Origin of the sequence: Streptomyces sp. NPDC002176, from assembly GCF_044903645.1 — a bacterium.
Lineage (GTDB): Bacteria > Actinomycetota > Actinomycetes > Streptomycetales > Streptomycetaceae > Streptomyces.
On the sequence record NZ_JBJDQW010000003.1, the window covers coordinates 389,041 to 405,671 of the forward strand.

The following is a 16,631-nucleotide window of genomic DNA, read 5'->3' on the forward strand; positions in this document are numbered from 1 at the left end:
TCGAAAGGCAGTGACCGTGCGCCCTCTCGCCTCCCGTCTTCTCCCCACCGCCACCGCCGTGGCCCTGCTGGCGGTGCTCGGCCCGGCCGGCACGGTGCACGCGGCGTCCACGGGCACCCCGACGATCAAGCTGTCGGCCGCCTATCTGTCCGGCGCGGTCGGCGCGACCGGCGACCCGGTGGTCACGGTGACCGTCGCGCAGAGCGGCGCGGACGCCTCGGGGCTGACCGTGACGGCGTCCAAGAGCACCCGGAGCACGGTGGCGGGCACCGGGGACGTCCGGGTCACCGGCAGCGGCGGCAGCCGTACGGTCGCGGTGACCGCCCGCGCCCAGGGGTACGCCGACCTCACGCTGAAGGTGACCGGCGCCGACGGCAAGTCGGCCACCACGACCCTGCACTACGCGGCCTCCCCCGCCGTCCAGCGGTCGGCCGACGCCCGCTACCTCACCGGAGCCTCGGACGCCTCCGCCGCCGTGGACGCGGGAGGCGGCTATGTCCTGGTGGCCAACGACGAGGACAACACCCTGCGCCTGTACGACGGTTCGGCCTCGGGCGCGCCGGTGAAGAGCTGGAACCTGTCCTCCGCGCTGGGCGCCGCCAAGGAGGTCGACATCGAGGGCGCGGCCCGCGTCGGGAACACCGTCTACTGGACCGGCTCGCTCGGCAACAACAAGGACGGTGAGTACAAGGCCGACCGGAACACGGTCTTCACCACCACCCTCTCCGGCTCCGGCGCCGCGACCTCGGTGGCCTTCGGCAGCGCCGGGCACAAGCTGCGGGACGACCTGGTGGCCTGGGACAAGGCCAACGGCAACCGGTACGGCTTCGCCGCCGCCACCGCCGACGGCCAGACCCCGAAGCAGGTGGACGGCTTCAACGTGGAGGGCCTGGAGTTCGCACCCGGCTCCACCACCACCGCCTACGTCGGCTTCCGCGCCCCGCTGGTGCCGCCGAGCAACGGCGGCAAGGCGCTGATCGTGCCGGTGACCAACATCGACCAGGTGGTCCGCGGCACGAAGGCGACCTTCGGCACCCCGATCGAGCTGGACCTCGGCGGTCTCTCGGTGCGTGACCTGCGCCGGAACGACCAGGGGCAGTATCTGATCCTCGCCGGGTCCTGGGCGGCCGAGGACAACAGCGCGCCGTACGCCCTGTACCGCTGGGACGGGGTGGCCGGGCACCAGCCGGTGAAGGCGCTGGACCTGCCCACGGCGGACGCGGGCGGCTGGGAGTCCGTGGTGTCGGTGCCCGACCTGGACGCGTCCGGCGGCCGGGTCCAGCTGATCACCGACGACGGCAGCGCCGACCTCTACGGCGACGGCACCGAAGCGAAGGACCTCTCCCACCCGGAGTGGCAGAAGTCCCGCTCCACCGTCTTCAGCCTGAGCTGATCAGCACGCTCGGCTGATCAGCCGGGGATCAGCCCGTCGTCGCTGAGCATCTCCCGGACCTCCTCCACGGTGGCGTCCGGGGCGGGCAGGATCAGCTCGGAGGGCTCCAGGGAGTCGTCCGGGAGCGGGGTGCCCAGCTTCCGGACGGCTTCCAGCAGCGCGTGCAGGGTGCGCCGGAAGCCCTCCTCGTCACCGCCCTCGACCTCGGCGAGCAGCTCGTCGTCCAGCTCGTTCAGCTCAGGGAAGCGGGAGTCGTCCAGCCTCACCTGGCCCTCACCCATGATCCGTACGATCACTACGGCCTCCTCGGCTCGGGTCCCGGCGGTGGACTACTGCTTGTCGAAGCGGGGGGTGTCCTGCGGCTGCTGCTGAGCCTGCTGACCGCCCGCACCGCCCTCGATGGCCTGCTGCTGCGCGGAGGAGCCCCCGGCCAGCTCGGCCTTCATCCGCTGGAGTTCCAACTCGACGTCCGAACCGCCGGAGAGGCGGTCCAGCTCGGCCTGGATGTCGTCCTTGGCCATGCCGGACTGGTCGTCCAGCGCGCCCGAGGCCAGCAGCTCGTCGATCGCACCGGCCCGCGCCTGAAGCTGGGCCGTCTTGTCCTCGGCCCGCTGGATCGCCATGCCCACGTCGCCCATCTCCTCGGAGATGCCGGAGAACGCCTCCCCGATGCGGGTCTGCGCCTGGGCGGCGGTGTAGGTGGCCTTGATGGTCTCCTTCTTCGTACGGAAGGCGTCCACCTTGGCCTGGAGGCGCTGGGCCGCGAGGGTCAGCTTCTCCTCCTCGCCCTGGAGGGTGGCGTGCTGCGTCTCCAGGTCCGTGACCTGCTGCTGGAGCGCGGAGCGGCGGGACAGGGCCTCGCGGGCCAGGTCCTCACGGCCGAGCGCCAGCGCCTTGCGGCCCTGGTCCTCCAGCTTCCCGGACTGCTGCTGCAACTGGTTGAGCTGGAGCTCCAGGCGCTTGCGGGAGGTCGCCACGTCGGCGACACCGCGCCGCACCTTCTGGAGCAGCTCCAGCTGTTTCTGGTACGAGTAGTCGAGGGTCTCGCGCGGGTCCTCGGCCCGGTCCAGGGCCTTGTTCGCCTTCGCGCGGAAGATCATCCCCATACGCTTCATGACACCGCTCATGGGCTTCGCGCGCCCCCTTCTGACGGACTCCAGCTCACCGATCCTGCGACAGAACCCACAGTACGGGCCCTGCCACCATTACCGCACCGTTCGGGGAGCGATGCGCTCCTCCCCAAGGACGAGCCCCGGCCCGCTCACTCCGGCGTGAGGAGTAGGTGATCCCCGGGGTGGCGCCCCGACGGGTGCGTGACTCGCCCGGAAAGCGCCGGTGACGTCCTCTCTGTACCCCTGTAGACGTCCGGTGTTGCCGGATCGTTCCCCAAGGGACTGGGGTCCATGCCCGTGATGCCCGTACCCTTGGGTTTTGTGTTCCGTAGCCGTGCGAAGGAAGAGAAGGCACCCGCCGACAAGGCGCAGGTGACCGGCTCCAGTCAGCCCCGCGACCCGCAGGCCCGCAAGGGCAGGCCCACGCCGAAGCGCAGTGAGGCCCAGTCCCAGCGCCGCAGTGTCGCCAGTACGCCCGTGTCCCGCAAGGACACGGCCAAGCGGCAGCGTGAGGACCGCCGCCAGGCCCTGGACCGGCAGCGCCGCGCGCTCGCCGGTGGCGACGAGCGGTTCCTGCCCGCCCGGGACAAGGGTCCGGTGCGCAAGTTCGCCCGCGACTGGGTGGACTCGCGGATCAACGTGGCGGAGTTCTTCCTCCCGCTGGCCATCGTGATCCTGATCCTCAGCGTGGTGCGGGTGCCGCAGATCCAGAGCATCGCGCTGCTGCTGTGGGCGATCGTGATCGTGCTGATCGTCGTCGACTCCGCCTTCAGCGGCTACCGGCTGCGCAAGCGGCTCGCCGAGAAGTTCCCGGACGTCAACCGCCGGGGCGCCGTCGCCTACGGTCTGATGCGCTCCCTCCAAATGCGTCGGCTGCGGCTGCCCAAGCCGCAGGTCAAGCGCGGAGAGCGACCCTGAGCGCAGACGCCGCGCCCGGCACGGCGGCCCTGACGGGGCCGGACACGCCGGGCGAGCTGATCCGGCAGCGCCTGGTCACCTGGCAGCTGGACGAGCAGCTGGCCCGCGCCTTCCCCGTCGGACGGCGGCTGCGCGTGCTCGACGTGGGGATGGGCCGGGGCGCGCAGGCGCTGCGGCTGGCCCGGCTCGGCCATCAGGTGACCGGCGTCGAGCGGGACCCGGAGCTGGTGGCGGTCGCGCGTGCGGCGCTGACCGGTGAGCCCGACGGCATCCGGGAGCGGGTCCGGCTGGTGCAGGGCGACGGCCGGGACACCGGTGTGCACTTCCTGCCGGGCAGCTTCGACGTGGTGCTGTGCCACGGCGTGCTGATGTACGTCGAGGAGCCCGATCCGCTGGTGGCCGGGCTGGCCCGGATGCTCGCGCCCGGCGGTCTGCTGTCGCTGCTGGTGCGCAACGGCGACGCCCTCGCCATGGGTCCCGGCCTCGCCGGTGACTGGACCGGCGCGCTGGCCGCGCTGGACACCTCCGCGCTGCTCCCCCGCTCCCGTACCGAGGCCGACGGCGACGCCCCGGCGGTCCCCGGCCCCGAGGGCCGCGCCGACCGGCTGTCCGCCCTGACCGCCACCCTGCACGGCATCGCCGCCCCGCTGCACGCCTGGTACGGCGTCCATGTCTTCGCCGGGCGCACCCCGTCCGCCCCGGTCTCCCCCGACGAGCTGGAGACCCTCCTCGCGGCCGAGGAACGCGCGGGCCGTACGGACCCGTACCGGGGGGTCGCGGAACTGCTGCACCTGTGCGGTGTTCGGGGTTAGTCCCGTTCGGCGGTACTTGGCGGGCCGGTGTCCAGGGCTCGTGGGGAGACTCGTCCATGGACGCTTCCCGTATCCGGGCCGTGCGCAGGGGTGCCGTGGCCGTCGTGCTGGTGTGCGCCGCCGTCCTCCTGGGCGGCTGCTCGAACCCGGCGACCTCGGCCCGGAAGGGCGGGCCGACCGCGCAGGCGGCGCTGCCGCTGGTGGCGAACGATCTCCAGGACCAGTACCAGAAGGTCATCAAGGAGGTGCTGCCCTCGGTCGTGCAGATCCAGGCGGGGCAGTCCCTCGGCTCGGGCGTGATCTACGACGACAAGGGCCACGTCGTCACCAACGCGCACGTGGTCGGCTCGGAGAAGACGTTCCGGGTCACCACGGCCCGCAGCGAGGAACCGCTGGCGGCGAGCCTGGTCTACTCCTACCCCGAGCAGGACCTCGCGGTGATCAAGCTGGACAAGGTGCCGGAGGGCCTGCGTCCGGCGGTGTTCGGGGGTTCCGACGAGGTGGAGGCCGGTCAGATCGTGCTGGCCATGGGCTCACCGCTCGGGCTGTCGTCCAGCGTGACCCAGGGCATCGTCTCGGGCACCGGGCGGACCGTCAGCGAACCCGCCGACGACGGGAGTCCGGGCGCCACCATCCCCAACATGGTGCAGACCTCGGCCGCGATCAATCCGGGCAACAGCGGGGGCGCGCTGGTGAACCTGGACGGCCAGGTCATCGGCATCCCGACCCTGGGCGCCACCGACCCCGGCGTGCAGGGCGGCGCGGCGCCGGGCATCGGCTTCGCCATCCCGGCGTCGATGGTGCGCACGGTCGCGGGGCAGATCATCGGCACCGGCAAGGTCACCGACTCGGGCCGGGCCGCGCTGGGCGTCACGGTCCGCACGGTCGTGGACGACGGCTACCAGCCCGCTGGGGCGGCCGTGGTCACGGTGAAGGCGGGCGGTCCGGCGGCGAACGCGGGGCTGAAGGCGGGCGATGTGATCACCCGGCTGGGCGACACCGCCGTCGGCACGACCACGGAACTCGCCGAGGCGCTGGCGGAGAAGAAGCCCGGCGAGAAGATCAAGGTCACCTACCAGCGCTCGGGCTCGCGGCGCACGGCCGAGGTGACGCTCGGGGAGCAGTGAGGGGCGCCTGCCGGACGGGAGCGGGAGAATCCCCGCCCCCGCCGGGCCGGGGCTACTGCGGCTCGGCGTCGAGGCTCATCGGCCCGTAGATCTCGGTGGCCTCCTCGAAGAGCCGCACCTGGTCCGCGCCGCCCTCCAGCAGCGCCTTCCAGTTCTCGCCGACCCAGGACTCGGCGTCGCCCTGCGTGGTGAACTCCTCGGGCTCCACGGCGGGCGGGACCTCCGTCCCGTCGGCCTTCTCGAACCGCCACGTCCACGCTGTCATGCAAGCCTCCTTCGATCCGACTCCTCGGGGCAGCGTATGCGGTCACCGGGGCCGCCCACAGGACATCGTGGATCATCGTCCGCTCAGGTGACCCGGTGCGCGGGGGCCGCCGGGACAGGTGAAAATCGGTTCCGTGGACGTGACACTGCTCGGCACCGGTGCCCCCGCGGGGCTGCCCCGCCCCGACTGCCCCTGTGCCGTGTGCGCGCAGGCGCTCGGCCCGGACGCGCGGGCGGCCACCGCGCTGCTGGTGGACGGGGTCCTGCTGCTGGACCTGACACCGGGCGCGGCCTTCGCCGCCGCGCGCGCCGGGCACTCGCTGGGCGGGGTCCGCCAGGTGCTGCTGTCCCATCCGCACGACGGGCCCGCCGTGGAGGTCCCGGCCGGGCTGCCGCAGCCGGTCCGGGTGCCGGACGGCCGTGAGCTGACGCTGCTGACGGGGCATCGGGTGCGGGCGCTGGCGATGGACGCGGGCGGCACGGGGTACGAGGTGACCGGGCCGGACGGGCTGAAGCTGCTGTATCTCCCGCCGGGCGGCTCCCCGGCCGGGCTGGAGGAGGTGGCGGAGCCGTACCACATGGTGCTGGCCGACGTCGTGGGGCGCCCGGACGCGCTGGCCCGGCTGCGGGCGGCGGGCGGGGTGGGTCCGGCCACGGACGTCGTCGCGGTCCACCTGGACCATGACGTGCCGCAGGCCACGGAGTTGCCCCGGCGGCTGGCGGCGGCCGGGGCGCGGACGGTGCCGGACGGGGTGACGCTGGCGGTGGGCGCGTACGACGAGGTGCCGGACGTGCCGCGCCGGACGCTGGTGCTGGGCGGCGCCCGCTCGGGCAAGTCGGTGGAGGCCGAACGGCGCCTGGAGTCCTTCCCGGACGTGGTGTACGCGGCGACCGGCGGCACCCGCGCCGGGGACGGCGAGTGGGCGGACCGGGTGGCCGCGCACCGCGAGCGCCGCCCAGGCTCCTGGCGTACGGCGGAGACGACGGACCTGGTCCCCCTCCTCGCCGAGGACGGCCCGCCCCTCCTCATCGACTGCCTCTCCCTCTGGCTGACCGACGTCATGGACGCGGTCGGCGCCTGGGACGACGCCCAGTGGGCGGACGGCGGCGAGAAGGCCCTCCGCGACCGCGTCCACGAACTGACCCGCACGGTCCGCGAGACCCCCCGCACGGTCGTCGCCGTCTCCAACGAGGTCGGCTCCGGCATCGTCCCCGCCACCGCCTCGGGCCGCCGCTACCGCGACGAACTCGGCCGCCTGAACACTGCGTTCGCCTCCGAGTGCGAGCAGGTGGTGCTGGTGGTGGCGGGTCAGGCGCTGGTGCTGCGGGGTTAGGCGGGCAGTCGGCCCGGTTTGTGGGCCAGTAGGCGGTAGGTGTTGGCGAAGCGGGTGCGGCGGGTCAGGGGGGTCAGGAGGTGGTCCAGGGCGGTGGCTGCTGTCAGGGGGGCGTGGAGGGGGCGGGGGAAGGTCGTGGTGAGGTCCTGGGGCTGGTGGACGCGGGTCGTGGTGGTGATGGCGCAGCCGAGGGTGCGGAGTTCGGCTTCCAGGTTGGGCAGCGGGAGCAGGTGGGCGTGGTGGTGCGGGAGCCAGCGGGGGCCGAGGAGGGTGGCGTAGGCGCTGTCCGGGGCGGCGGCCTCGATCACGAGGTGGCCGCCGGGGCGGAGGACGGTCAGCGCGGCGCGTAGTTCGGCGCGCGGGTCGGGGACGTGGGCCAGGTGGTGGAGCAGGCTGACCACGTCGTAGCGGGCGCGCAGCCGGTCGGTGATGCCGGGCGTGGTGAGCAGCCCCTGGTGGGCCTCCTCGACGCGGCCCTCGGCGAGCGCCCGCTCGATCCGCGCGGTGGGGTCGAGCCCGTCGAAGCTGGTGTACGGGAAGAACTCCTTGGCGGCCTCGGGGAAGTGGCCGTGGCCGGTGCCGACGTCGAGCCAGCTCTCGGGGTCGGGCAGCGCGGCCAGGGCGCGGGCGGTGGCCCGGTGGGAGCGGCCGGACGACGCGCGGGCGTCGGCGGACGGCCGGGGGTTCCGGAAGGCGTGGGCGCAGTCGCCGCATTCGTCGAGGGCGGTGGCGCGGGGCCCGCGCGGCCGGGTGCGCAGGCGGGCGGAGCCGCACCAGGGGCAGTCCTCGCGGCGCGGTCCGGGGAACCGGTCGCTGGCCTGCGGGGCGGAGGGCGAGGGCGGCATGGCGGCTCCCTGTGCGGCATTTCGCGGTAAACCGGAACGTATGGGATGCCGATCTTGGACGCAATGACGTGCGCCGGACGGGGTGGCGGTGTGGCGCGGGGCGCCCCGCGCGCGGGCGGTACTGTTCCGCGAATGGACAGGCTTCAACTCGACGACTTCACCGATCTGATCGAGCGCCCGGACGGCGGCGTGCGCCGGGACGCCGAGGCACGGCGGGAGCGCCTGGCCGTGCCGCCCGGCGCGCTGGGCCGACTGGACGAGCTGGGCGAGTGGCTGGCGGCCGCGCAGGGCGTGGTGCCGGTGCGGCCGGTGGAGCGGCCGAAGGTGGTCCTCTTCGCCGGTGACCACGGCATCGCCGCGCTCGGTGTCTCCCGGCGCCCCGAGACAGGCGCGGCGGACCTGGTCCGCGCGGTGCTGGAGGGCGCGAGCCCGGCCGCCGTGCTGGCCCGGCGCCTGGACGTGCCGGTCCGGGTGGTGGACCTGGCGCTGGACTGCGCGCCGGACGCCTTCCCGGCGGAGGTCTCACGGCACCGGGTGCGGCGGGGCAGCGGCCGGATCGACATCGAGGACGCGCTGACCGCCGAGGAGGCCGAGGAGGCGTTCCGGGCGGGCATGGCGGTCGCCGACGAGGAGGCCGACTCCGGTACGGACCTGGTGGTGCTCGGCGATGTGAGCGTGGGCGGCACGACGGCGGCGGCGGTACTGGTGGCCGCGCTGTGCGGTACGGACGCCTCGGTGGTGACCGGGCGCGGCGGCGAGCCCATCGACGACCTGGCCTGGATGCGCAAGTGCGCGGCGGTCCGGGACGCGCTGCGCCGGGCCCGCCCGGTCCTCGGTGACCAGCTCGCACTGCTGGCGACGGTGGGCGGCGCCGACCTGACGGCGATGACCGGGTTCCTGCTCCAGTGCGCGGTGCGCAAGCTGCCGGTGATCCTGGACGGCGTGGTGGCCGCGGCCTGCGCGCTGGTGGGCCAGCGGGTGGCGTTCCGGGCGCCGGACTGGTGGCTCGCGGGCCACGACAGCGGTGAGCCGGGGCAGGCGAAGGCGCTGGACCGGATGGCGCTGGAGCCGCTGCTGACGACAGGCGTACGGGTCGGCGAGGGCGCGGGCGCCCTGCTGGCGCTCCCCCTGGTCCGCTCGGCCGCCGCACTGGCCGCCGAGCTTCCGGAGCGCCCGGAGGCGGAGAAGCCCACGGAGTCCGAGGAGTCCGAGGCGAGCGCCTAGCCCGGCCGCACCCCACGGCACCGATGAGCGGGATTCCGGGCATATGCGGACATATGATCCCCGCTCATGGGAGATGCCCGAGTTGCCGACCGGTTGAGCGAGCCGGACCAGCGGAGCGAACCGGCGCGGCGGCCGGGCGGGGTGTCGTCCCGCCGGGCCGCCACCGGCGCGGTCTGGTACCTGCGGGCCGTCGCGTTCGTCAACTTCCTCAGCGCGGTGTGGGTCTCGCTGGGCCAGGACGTGCGCCGCCACAACCAGGAGAACCTGTTCACGCCGTACCTGCTGACGGCGGGCTTCGCCTCGGGTGTGTTCACCGCGTTCCTGGCCGTCACCATGCGGCGCCGCAAGCGGGCCGCGTGGATTCTCAACCTGGTGCTCAGCGGGGCCTTCCTGGCCCTGTTCGCCCTCGCCATGGCGGCCTTCCCGGAGATCCGCCGCTCCCCGCAGAACTGGGTCTCCCTGGCGCTGACGGCCGCCTTCGTCGCCGTCCTGCTGCTCGGCCGCCGCGAGTTCTACGCCAAGGGTGACCGCACCAACCCCCGGCTCGCCGCGACCGTCGCCCTGGGCGGCGGAACGGCCGCCTCGCTGCTCGCCGCGCTGCTGGTGACGGCCACCAACCAGGCTCCGGACGCGGCCCGTTCGACCTTCCTGGAGCGCTGGCAGTACGGCACGCTGCGGCTGGTGTCGGTGGCCACCGAGGAGTCCGGGTTCCCCGGCATCGACGCGCCCGGCTGGGCCGACGTCACCGTCAACGTGCTCAGTACGGCCCTCCTCCTCGCCGCCCTGTACGCCGCGTTCCGCTCCCGCCGTGCCGTCGACCCGCTCACCGAGGACGACGAGAAGCGGCTGCGGGAGCTGCTGGACAAGCACGGCGAACGCGACTCCCTCGGCTACTTCGCGCTGCGCCGGGAGAAGAGCGTGCTGTGGTCCCCGACCGGCAAGGCGGCCGTCGCCTACCGGGTGATCGGCGGGGTCAGCCTGGCCTCCGGCGACCCGCTGGGCGACCCCGAGGCATGGCCCGGCGCCATCGCGCCCTGGCTGGCCGAGGCGCGGGCCCACGGCTGGATTCCCGCGGTGATGGGGGCGAGCGAGGAGGCCGGGACCATCTACGCCCGGCACGGCCTGGACGCCCTCGAACTCGGCGACGAGGCCATCGTGGAGGTCGCCGAGTTCACCCTGGAGGGCCGCGCGATGCGCACCGTGCGGCAGGCGTACAACCGGGTGCGGCGGGCCGGTTACCAGGTGCGGATGCGGCGGCACGAGGACATCCCGGCGGCCGAGATGGCCCGCCTGGTGGAGCGGGCCGACGACTGGCGGGACGGCGCCACCGAACGCGGCTTCAGCATGGCGCTGGGCCGCCTCGCGGACCCGGAGGACGGCCGGTGCGTGATGCTGGAGTGCACCGACGCCGAGGGCAGGCTGCGCGCCCTGCTGTCGTTCGTGCCCTGGGGGCCGGGCGGGCTCTCGCTGGACCTGATGCGCCGTGACCGGGACAGCGACAACGGGCTGATGGAGTTCATGGTGATCGACCTCCTGCGCCGGTCGCGGGAGATCGGCGTCGGCCAGGTCTCGCTGAACTTCGCCGTGTTCCGCTCGGTGTTCGAGCGCGGCGCCCGGCTCGGCGCCGGGCCGGTGCTGCGGCTGTGGCGCTCGCTGCTGAGCTTCTTCTCCCGCTGGTGGCAGATCGAGTCGCTGTACCGGGCCAACGCCAAGTACCGGCCCATCTGGGAGCCGCGCTTCGTGCTCTTCGAGAAGAGCGCCGACCTGCCCCGTATCGCCCTGGCGGCGGCCCGCGCGGAGGGGTTCCTGGAAGCGCCGGGACTGCCGAAGTGGCTGCACCGCCGACAGTTGGAGACCCACCGGTGAGAGCGTGGGCGCGCGCCGAGTGGGGCCCGCTGTACGTGGCCCTGCGGGCGGCGCTGCTCGCGCGCGGCCCGCTGCTCGCGGCCCCGCTGACGCTCGGCGCGGTGGTCCTGACCGCGCTGCTCCAGTTCGTACAGAACCAGTCCTGGGGCTTCGCGCTGGTGGAGGCGGCCGGTGCCGTACGGGCCGCCGACCCGCTCTGGCTGGCGCTGCTGCGCACCCCGCTCTCCCTCTTCGTGCCCGCGCTGGACCTGCCGGTGTGGGGCGCGCTGGCGCAGGTGCTCTGCGTGTTCGGCATCGCGGAACTGTGCCTGGGCCGCCGCCGCACCCTGCTCATCGCGTACGTCGCCACGCTCGCCGGAACGCTGTACGCCCGGATCGGCATCGCCCTCGGCCCGCACGCCCCGTTCGGACTGCCCGCCTCGGACGCCCTGGTGGTGGACACCGGCCCGTCGGCGGCCGTGGTGGGGCTCGCGGTGTACGTCGCGGTCCGGCACCACGCGCGCGTGACGGCGGTGGCGGTGCCCGGCGCGATAGTGGTCGAGGTGCTGCTGAAGGACAACCTGGCGGGCAAGGAGCACCTGGCCGCGCTGCTGGCCGTGGGCGCCCTGTGTCTGGCGGGGCTTCAGTCGCCCCTGGGCAGCCGGGCCGGGGAGGGATCGGGCTTGCCGCCGATCCAGTCCTGAACCGCCCGCCGGGGCCCCGCCCAGCGCCGGTCGTGCCGGTAGGCGCGCAGCAGCGAGCGGGCACGGGCGCGGGGCCTGCGGCCGTAGAAGCGGCGGGCCCAGGGCGAGGTCGGCCGGGCCAGCCGGAGGGCGCCCGCGAGGGCCAGCAGCGGCACGATCGCGCCGAACACGGCGGTACGGGCCTTGCCCTTGCTCAACGCGACCAGCGAGATCAGGAAGTTGACCGCGACGAACGCGATGGCCCCGCCCCGGTCCTGCAGTTCGTCCTGCGAGAGGTCGTTGACGCCGAACGGCGAGAAGCCCGAGAGCAGCAGCCCGACCAGCGCGGCGGTGATGACCACGACCTCGACGCTCTTGCGGCCCTCCGGGCTCCAGTAGACGTCGTCCAGATGCAGGATCAGCGCGAACTCGTCCAGCACCAGACCGGCGCCGATCCCGAAGACCACGGCGGCGATCGCGCCGCCCGCCCCGTGCCGGTCGCTGGCGACGGCGCCGAAGCCGCCGACGATGGTCAGCACCACACCGGGCACCACGTGATGGATGTGCATCCCGCCCGCCTGGACGTTGCCGAACGGGCCCTTCCCGGCGCGGATCAGACGGACGATGATCCGTGTCACGACGAAGGTGGCCACGAACGAGAAGAGGGCCAGCAGCAGCGGGAGCTTGCCCGGTTCCAGGATGTTCCGCTCCCACCAGTGCCCCATGTGCGCACTTTATCCCCGGCCCGCCGCCCCAGCCCGGTGACGGCCCCGGTAGCCTGCGCCGATGCCCCAGACCCCCTCGCTCGACGGACCCCGCTTCGCCTTCGGCACCCTCACCGTGATCCCGGTCCGGGTGCACCGCTGGGACCGGACGGCAGCGCGGGCGGGCATGCTGTGCGCACCGCTGACCGGGCTGACCGTCGGCCTCGTGGCGGCCGGGCTGGGGCTGTCGTTCCTGTTCCTCGGCATGGGCCCGCTGCTCGCCGCCGTCGCCTCGGCCGCCGTACCGGCCGCGCTCACCCGGGGGCTGCACCTGGACGGGCTCGCGGACACCGCCGACGGACTGGGCAGCGGCAAACCCGCCGAGCAGGCCCTCGCCATCATGAAGCGGTCCGACATCGGGCCGTTCGGCGTGCTGACCCTGGTGCTGACGCTGCTGGCCCAGGTCGCCGCGCTCGCCGGGCTGTACGGCGACTCGTGGGCGCGGGGCGCGCTCGGGGCGGTCGTCTCCGGGGTCGCGGCCCGGCTGGCGCTCACGCTGGCCGCGCGCACCGGGGTACCGGCCGCCCGGCCGGAGGGGCTCGGGGCGGCGGTGGCCGGGGTGGTGCCGGTGCCGGGGGCGCTGGCGGCCGCGGCGGCGGTGACGCTCGCGGCCGGGGCGGGCGGGGCGCTGCTCGGGCCGTGGGAGGCGGTGCGCGCGGCGGCGGCCGTACCGCTCTGCCTGGTCCCGGCCGAACTCCTGCTGCGCCGCTGCGTGGCCCGCTTCGGCGGGGTCACCGGGGACGTGTTCGGCGCCCTCGCGGAGACCGCGGCCACCGCGGCGCTGCTCGTGCTGTGCCTCGGCGGACCCGGCCCGCTGGGCGGCTGAGGGGGGCAACTGTTCCGTTCCTGAGGCGAGTTGTCCCACCCGCCTTACACGACGGCCCGAAGTGCGGGCGGCCGGGGCGGTACACGGGAATGAGCGAACGCACGTACGCGCGTAGTCTCGTGGCGGGTGTTCGCCGACAGGGTGAGGGCCCCGGCCGCCGTCGGCCCCCGCGAAAGGGACCCGGAACCGGCTGCCGGGCCCGAGTCGACCCACCCCTTGCGGCGGTCACCCCTCGCGGACGACCGGCTGTCGCAATGGCACTGGCAAACTTCACATCGGAAGCGAGATTTCACCACCGTGACTGCTCTGACTCTCAAGCCGGCCGGGGCGCCGGGCCCGCGGGCCGACGCGATCGTGATCGGTGTCGCCAAGGCCGGCACGGGCCCCGTCGTGGCGCCCGGTGCCGAGGCCGTGGACCAGGCGTACGACGGCGGGCTGGCCGGCGTCCTGACGACCCTCGGTGCCTCGGGCGCCGAGGGCGAGCTGACCAAGCTGCCCGCCCCCGCCGGTCTCGACGCGCCGCTCGTGGTGGCGGTCGGCCTGGGCGCCGAGCCCGAGGCGGACGCCGGGTACGACGCCGAGGCGCTGCGCCGGGCCGCCGGTGTGGCCGCCCGCGGCCTCTCCGGCACCAAGAAGGCCACGTTCGCGCTCCCCGTCGACGGTCCCGGCGCGCTGGCCGCGATCGCCGAGGGCGTGCTGCTCGGCGCGTACGCCTTCGACGCGTACAAGGAGAGCCCGAAGGACGAGAAGGCGAAGAGCGACGGCGCCCCGCTCGGCGAGGCCGTGCTGCTCGGCGGCGAGGCCGATGAGGACGGTGCGGGCGGCTACCAGGCCGCCGTGGACCGCGCGGTCGCCGTCGGCGAGGAGCTGAACCGCGCCCGCGACCTCGTCAACACCCCGCCGAACGACCTGGACCCCGAGGCGTTCGCCGCCATCGCGCAGGCCGCGGCCGACGAGCACGGCCTCACCATCGAGGTGCTGGACGAGCAGGCCCTGAAGGACGGCGGCTACGGCGGCATCCTCGGCGTCGGCGGCGGCTCGGCGGCCACCCCGCGCCTGGTGAAGCTGGCGTACAAGCACCCGGAGGCCGAGAAGCACCTCGCCTACGTCGGCAAGGGCATCACCTACGACTCGGGCGGCATCTCGCTCAAGCCCGCCGGGCACAACGAGACGATGAAGTGCGACATGGCCGGTGCCGCCGCCGTGTTCGCCGCCGTCGTCGCGGCCGCCCGGCTCGGCCTGAAGGTCGAGGTGACCGGCTGGCTGGCGCTCGCCGAGAACATGCCGTCCGGCTCCGCCACCCGCCCCGGTGACGTGCTGCGCATGTACAGCGGCAAGACCGTCGAGGTGCTCAACACCGACGCCGAGGGCCGCCTGGTCCTCGCCGACGCGCTGTGGGCGGCCTCGGCCGAGGAGCCGGACGCGATCGTGGACGTGGCGACGCTGACCGGCGCGATGATGCTGGCCCTGGGCAGCCGGACCTTCGGTGTCATGGCCAACGACGACGCGTTCCGCACCGCCGTGCACGAGGCGGCCGAGGAGACCGGCGAGCCCGCGTGGCAGATGCCGCTCCCCGCGCACCTGCGCAAGGGCATGGACTCCCCCGTCGCGGACATCGCCAACATGGGCGAGCGGATGGGCGGCGGCCTGGTCGCCGGTCTCTTCCTGCGCGAGTTCGTCGGCGAGGGCATCACCTGGGCCCACCTCGACATCGCGGGCCCGGCCTTCAACGACGGCGGCGCCTTCGGCTACACGCCCAAGGGTGGCACCGGCACGGCCGTGCGCACCCTGGTGCGACTGGCCGAGCAGGCCGCCGACGGCGACCTCGGCTGAGTCGCGCGCGGCACCCGCCAGGGGGCGCGGACCGGGCCGGTCCGCGCCCCCTGGCACGGACGTGGGGCGTCTCACACCCCGGCCCGGCGTCCGCCGCACCCCCGACAGGTGCAAAGATGGAGCCCGGCAGGACAGGGCCCCCACCACAGGGCCGAAGCATTGAGCGGCCGGACACCAGCCGCCTGCCGGTCATCGGAGACCGGCCCAGGCGCACATGCATGGAGGACGTGACGTGGCGAACGACGCCAGCACCGTTTTCGACCTAGTGATCCTCGGCGGTGGCAGCGGTGGTTACGCCGCGGCCCTGCGCGGAGCGCAGCTGGGCCTGGACGTCGCCCTGATCGAGAAGGACAAGGTCGGCGGCACCTGCCTGCACAAGGGCTGCATCCCCACCAAGGCCCTGCTGCACGCGGGCGAGATCGCCGACCAGGCCCGCGAGAGCGAGCAGTTCGGTGTCAAGGCGACCTTCGAGGGCATCGACGTCCCCGCCGTCCAGAAGTACAAGGACGACGTGATCTCGGGCCTGTACAAGGGCCTCCAGGGTCTGATCGCGTCCCGCAAGGTGACGTACATCGAGGGTGAGGGCCGACTGTCCTCCCCCACGTCGGTGGACGTGAACGGGCAGCGGATCGAGGGCCGTCACATCCTGCTGGCGACCGGCTCCGTGCCGAAGTCGCTGCCGGGCCTGGAGATCGACGGCGACCGGATCATCTCCTCCGACCACGCCCTCGTCCTGGACCGCGTGCCCAAGTCCGCGATCGTCCTCGGCGGCGGTGTCATCGGCGTCGAGTTCGCCTCGGCGTGGAAGTCCTTCGGCTCGGACATCACCGTCATCGAGGGTCTGAAGCACCTGGTGCCGGTCGAGGACGAGAACTCCTCCAAGCTGCTGGAGCGCGCCTTCCGCAAGCGCGGGATCAAGTTCAACCTCGGCACCTTCTTCGAGAAGGCCGAGTACACCCAGGACGGCGTCAAGGTCACCCTCGCCGACGGCAAGGAGTTCGAGGCCGAGATCCTCCTCGTCGCCGTCGGCCGCGGCCCGGTCTCCCAGAACCTCGGTTACGAGGAGCAGGGTGTCGCCATGGACCGGGGCTACGTCCTGGTCGACGAGTACATGCAGACCAACGTGCCGACCATCTCGGCCGTCGGTGACCTCGTCCCGACCCTCCAGCTCGCCCACGTCGGCTTCGCCGAGGGAATCCTGGTCGCCGAGCGGCTGGCCGGGATCAAGGCCGTCCCGATCGACTACGACGGTGTCCCCCGCGTGACGTACTGCCACCCGGAGGTCGCCTCCGTCGGCATCACCGAGGCCAAGGCCAAGGAGATCTACGGCGCGGACAAGGTCGTCGTCCTGAAGTACAGCCTCGCGGGCAACGGCAAGAGCAAGATCCTGAAGACCGCGGGCGAGATCAAGCTCGTCCAGGTCAAGGACGGTGCCGTGGTCGGCGTCCACATGGTCGGCGACCGTATGGGCGAGCAGGTCGGCGAAGCCCAGCTGATCTACAACTGGGAGGCGCTGCCCGCCGAGGTGGCCCAGCTCATCCACGCCCACCCGACGCAGAACGAGGCGCTCGGCGAGGCGCACCTGGCGCTGGCCGGAAAGCCGCTGCACGCCCACGACTGAGCCTTCGGCCCCCGGGCGCGACGACACAGA

At 73.8% G+C, this 16,631-nt stretch carries 16 protein-coding genes; 11 read left to right on the forward strand and 5 right to left on the reverse strand.

Features of this window, described 5'->3' with window-relative positions; translation table 11 throughout:
* Positions 1-16: 16 nt before the first annotated feature.
* Positions 17-1,393, forward strand: coding sequence for a DUF3616 domain-containing protein (locus ACI2LY_RS15560; protein ID WP_404707591.1), 1,377 nt, complete (start codon positions 17-19; stop codon positions 1,391-1,393).
* A 17-nt stretch (positions 1,394-1,410) separates the two neighbouring features.
* On the opposite strand, the gene ACI2LY_RS15565 is transcribed toward ACI2LY_RS15560, so the two are convergent.
* Both ACI2LY_RS15565 and ACI2LY_RS15570 read right to left on the reverse strand, forming a co-directional pair.
* On the reverse strand, positions 1,411-1,689 hold the full coding sequence (locus tag ACI2LY_RS15565; protein WP_135785595.1) for a hypothetical protein: 279 nt from the start codon (positions 1,687-1,689) through the stop codon (positions 1,411-1,413).
* A gap of 33 nt (positions 1,690-1,722) precedes the next feature.
* Positions 1,723-2,520: a PspA/IM30 family protein gene (locus tag ACI2LY_RS15570; RefSeq protein WP_404707592.1), complete on the reverse strand. Its 798-nt coding sequence runs from the start codon at positions 2,518-2,520 to the stop codon at positions 1,723-1,725.
* A 306-nt stretch (positions 2,521-2,826) separates the two neighbouring features.
* On the opposite strand from ACI2LY_RS15570, the gene ACI2LY_RS15575 reads away from it, so the two are divergent.
* The 3 genes from ACI2LY_RS15575 to ACI2LY_RS15585 are packed head-to-tail and all read left to right on the forward strand — an operon-like array spanning position 2,827 to position 5,362.
* Positions 2,827-3,423 (forward strand): DUF3043 domain-containing protein, encoded by a 597-nt coding sequence (locus ACI2LY_RS15575; RefSeq protein WP_404707593.1) that lies wholly within the window; start codon positions 2,827-2,829, stop codon positions 3,421-3,423.
* 59 nt (positions 3,424-3,482) lie between these two features.
* Positions 3,483-4,235 carry a class I SAM-dependent methyltransferase gene (locus ACI2LY_RS15580; protein ID WP_404708148.1) on the forward strand — a complete coding sequence of 251 codons (753 nt, stop codon included), beginning with the start codon at positions 3,483-3,485 and terminating at the stop codon, positions 4,233-4,235.
* Between the two features lie 56 nt (positions 4,236-4,291).
* Complete coding sequence (locus ACI2LY_RS15585) at positions 4,292-5,362, forward strand: S1C family serine protease (RefSeq protein WP_404707594.1); 1,071 nt, start codon at positions 4,292-4,294, stop codon at positions 5,360-5,362.
* Between the two features lie 52 nt (positions 5,363-5,414).
* On the opposite strand, the gene ACI2LY_RS15590 is transcribed toward ACI2LY_RS15585, so the two are convergent.
* Positions 5,415-5,627, reverse strand: a complete 213-nt coding sequence (locus ACI2LY_RS15590) for a hypothetical protein (protein ID WP_388992617.1) — start codon at positions 5,625-5,627, stop codon at positions 5,415-5,417.
* A gap of 133 nt (positions 5,628-5,760) precedes the next feature.
* Between ACI2LY_RS15590 and ACI2LY_RS15595 the strand changes: the two genes are divergently transcribed.
* Entirely contained in the window at positions 5,761-6,960 is a 1,200-nt protein-coding gene (locus ACI2LY_RS15595) for a bifunctional adenosylcobinamide kinase/adenosylcobinamide-phosphate guanylyltransferase (protein ID WP_404707595.1), read from the forward strand.
* Here the strand turns inward: ACI2LY_RS15595 and ACI2LY_RS15600 are convergent.
* A complete protein-coding gene (locus ACI2LY_RS15600; protein WP_404707596.1) occupies positions 6,957-7,805 on the reverse strand; it encodes a class I SAM-dependent methyltransferase in 849 nt (282 codons plus the stop codon). The genes ACI2LY_RS15595 and ACI2LY_RS15600 overlap by 4 nt on opposite strands.
* Positions 7,806-7,937: 132 nt before the next feature.
* On the opposite strand from ACI2LY_RS15600, the gene cobT reads away from it, so the two are divergent.
* From cobT to ACI2LY_RS15615, 3 genes are all read left to right on the forward strand, one after another.
* Complete coding sequence (gene cobT / locus ACI2LY_RS15605; protein ID WP_404707597.1) at positions 7,938-9,029, forward strand: nicotinate-nucleotide--dimethylbenzimidazole phosphoribosyltransferase; 1,092 nt, start codon at positions 7,938-7,940, stop codon at positions 9,027-9,029.
* A gap of 66 nt (positions 9,030-9,095) precedes the next feature.
* A complete protein-coding gene (locus ACI2LY_RS15610; protein ID WP_404707598.1) occupies positions 9,096-10,895 on the forward strand; it encodes a phosphatidylglycerol lysyltransferase domain-containing protein in 1,800 nt (599 codons plus the stop codon).
* Positions 10,892-11,578: a hypothetical protein gene (locus ACI2LY_RS15615; protein WP_404707599.1), complete on the forward strand. Its 687-nt coding sequence runs from the start codon at positions 10,892-10,894 to the stop codon at positions 11,576-11,578. Before ACI2LY_RS15610 ends, ACI2LY_RS15615 begins: the two co-directional genes overlap by 4 nt.
* Here the strand turns inward: ACI2LY_RS15615 and ACI2LY_RS15620 are convergent.
* Positions 11,518-12,282: a hypothetical protein gene (locus tag ACI2LY_RS15620; RefSeq protein WP_404707600.1), complete on the reverse strand. Its 765-nt coding sequence runs from the start codon at positions 12,280-12,282 to the stop codon at positions 11,518-11,520. The two genes, ACI2LY_RS15615 and ACI2LY_RS15620, sit on opposite strands and share 61 nt — an antisense overlap.
* Positions 12,283-12,343: 61 nt before the next feature.
* Here ACI2LY_RS15620 and ACI2LY_RS15625 point away from each other — a divergent pair, with 61 nt between their 5' ends.
* From ACI2LY_RS15625 to lpdA, 3 genes are all read left to right on the forward strand, one after another.
* Positions 12,344-13,147, forward strand: a complete 804-nt coding sequence (locus ACI2LY_RS15625) for an adenosylcobinamide-GDP ribazoletransferase (RefSeq protein ID WP_404707601.1) — start codon at positions 12,344-12,346, stop codon at positions 13,145-13,147.
* Between the two features lie 297 nt (positions 13,148-13,444).
* Positions 13,445-14,980: a leucyl aminopeptidase gene (locus tag ACI2LY_RS15630; protein WP_404707602.1), complete on the forward strand. Its 1,536-nt coding sequence runs from the start codon at positions 13,445-13,447 to the stop codon at positions 14,978-14,980.
* 232 nt (positions 14,981-15,212) lie between these two features.
* On the forward strand, positions 15,213-16,601 hold the full coding sequence (lpdA, locus tag ACI2LY_RS15635; RefSeq protein ID WP_404707603.1) for a dihydrolipoyl dehydrogenase: 1,389 nt from the start codon (positions 15,213-15,215) through the stop codon (positions 16,599-16,601).
* The last annotated feature ends 30 nt before the right edge of the window (positions 16,602-16,631 follow it).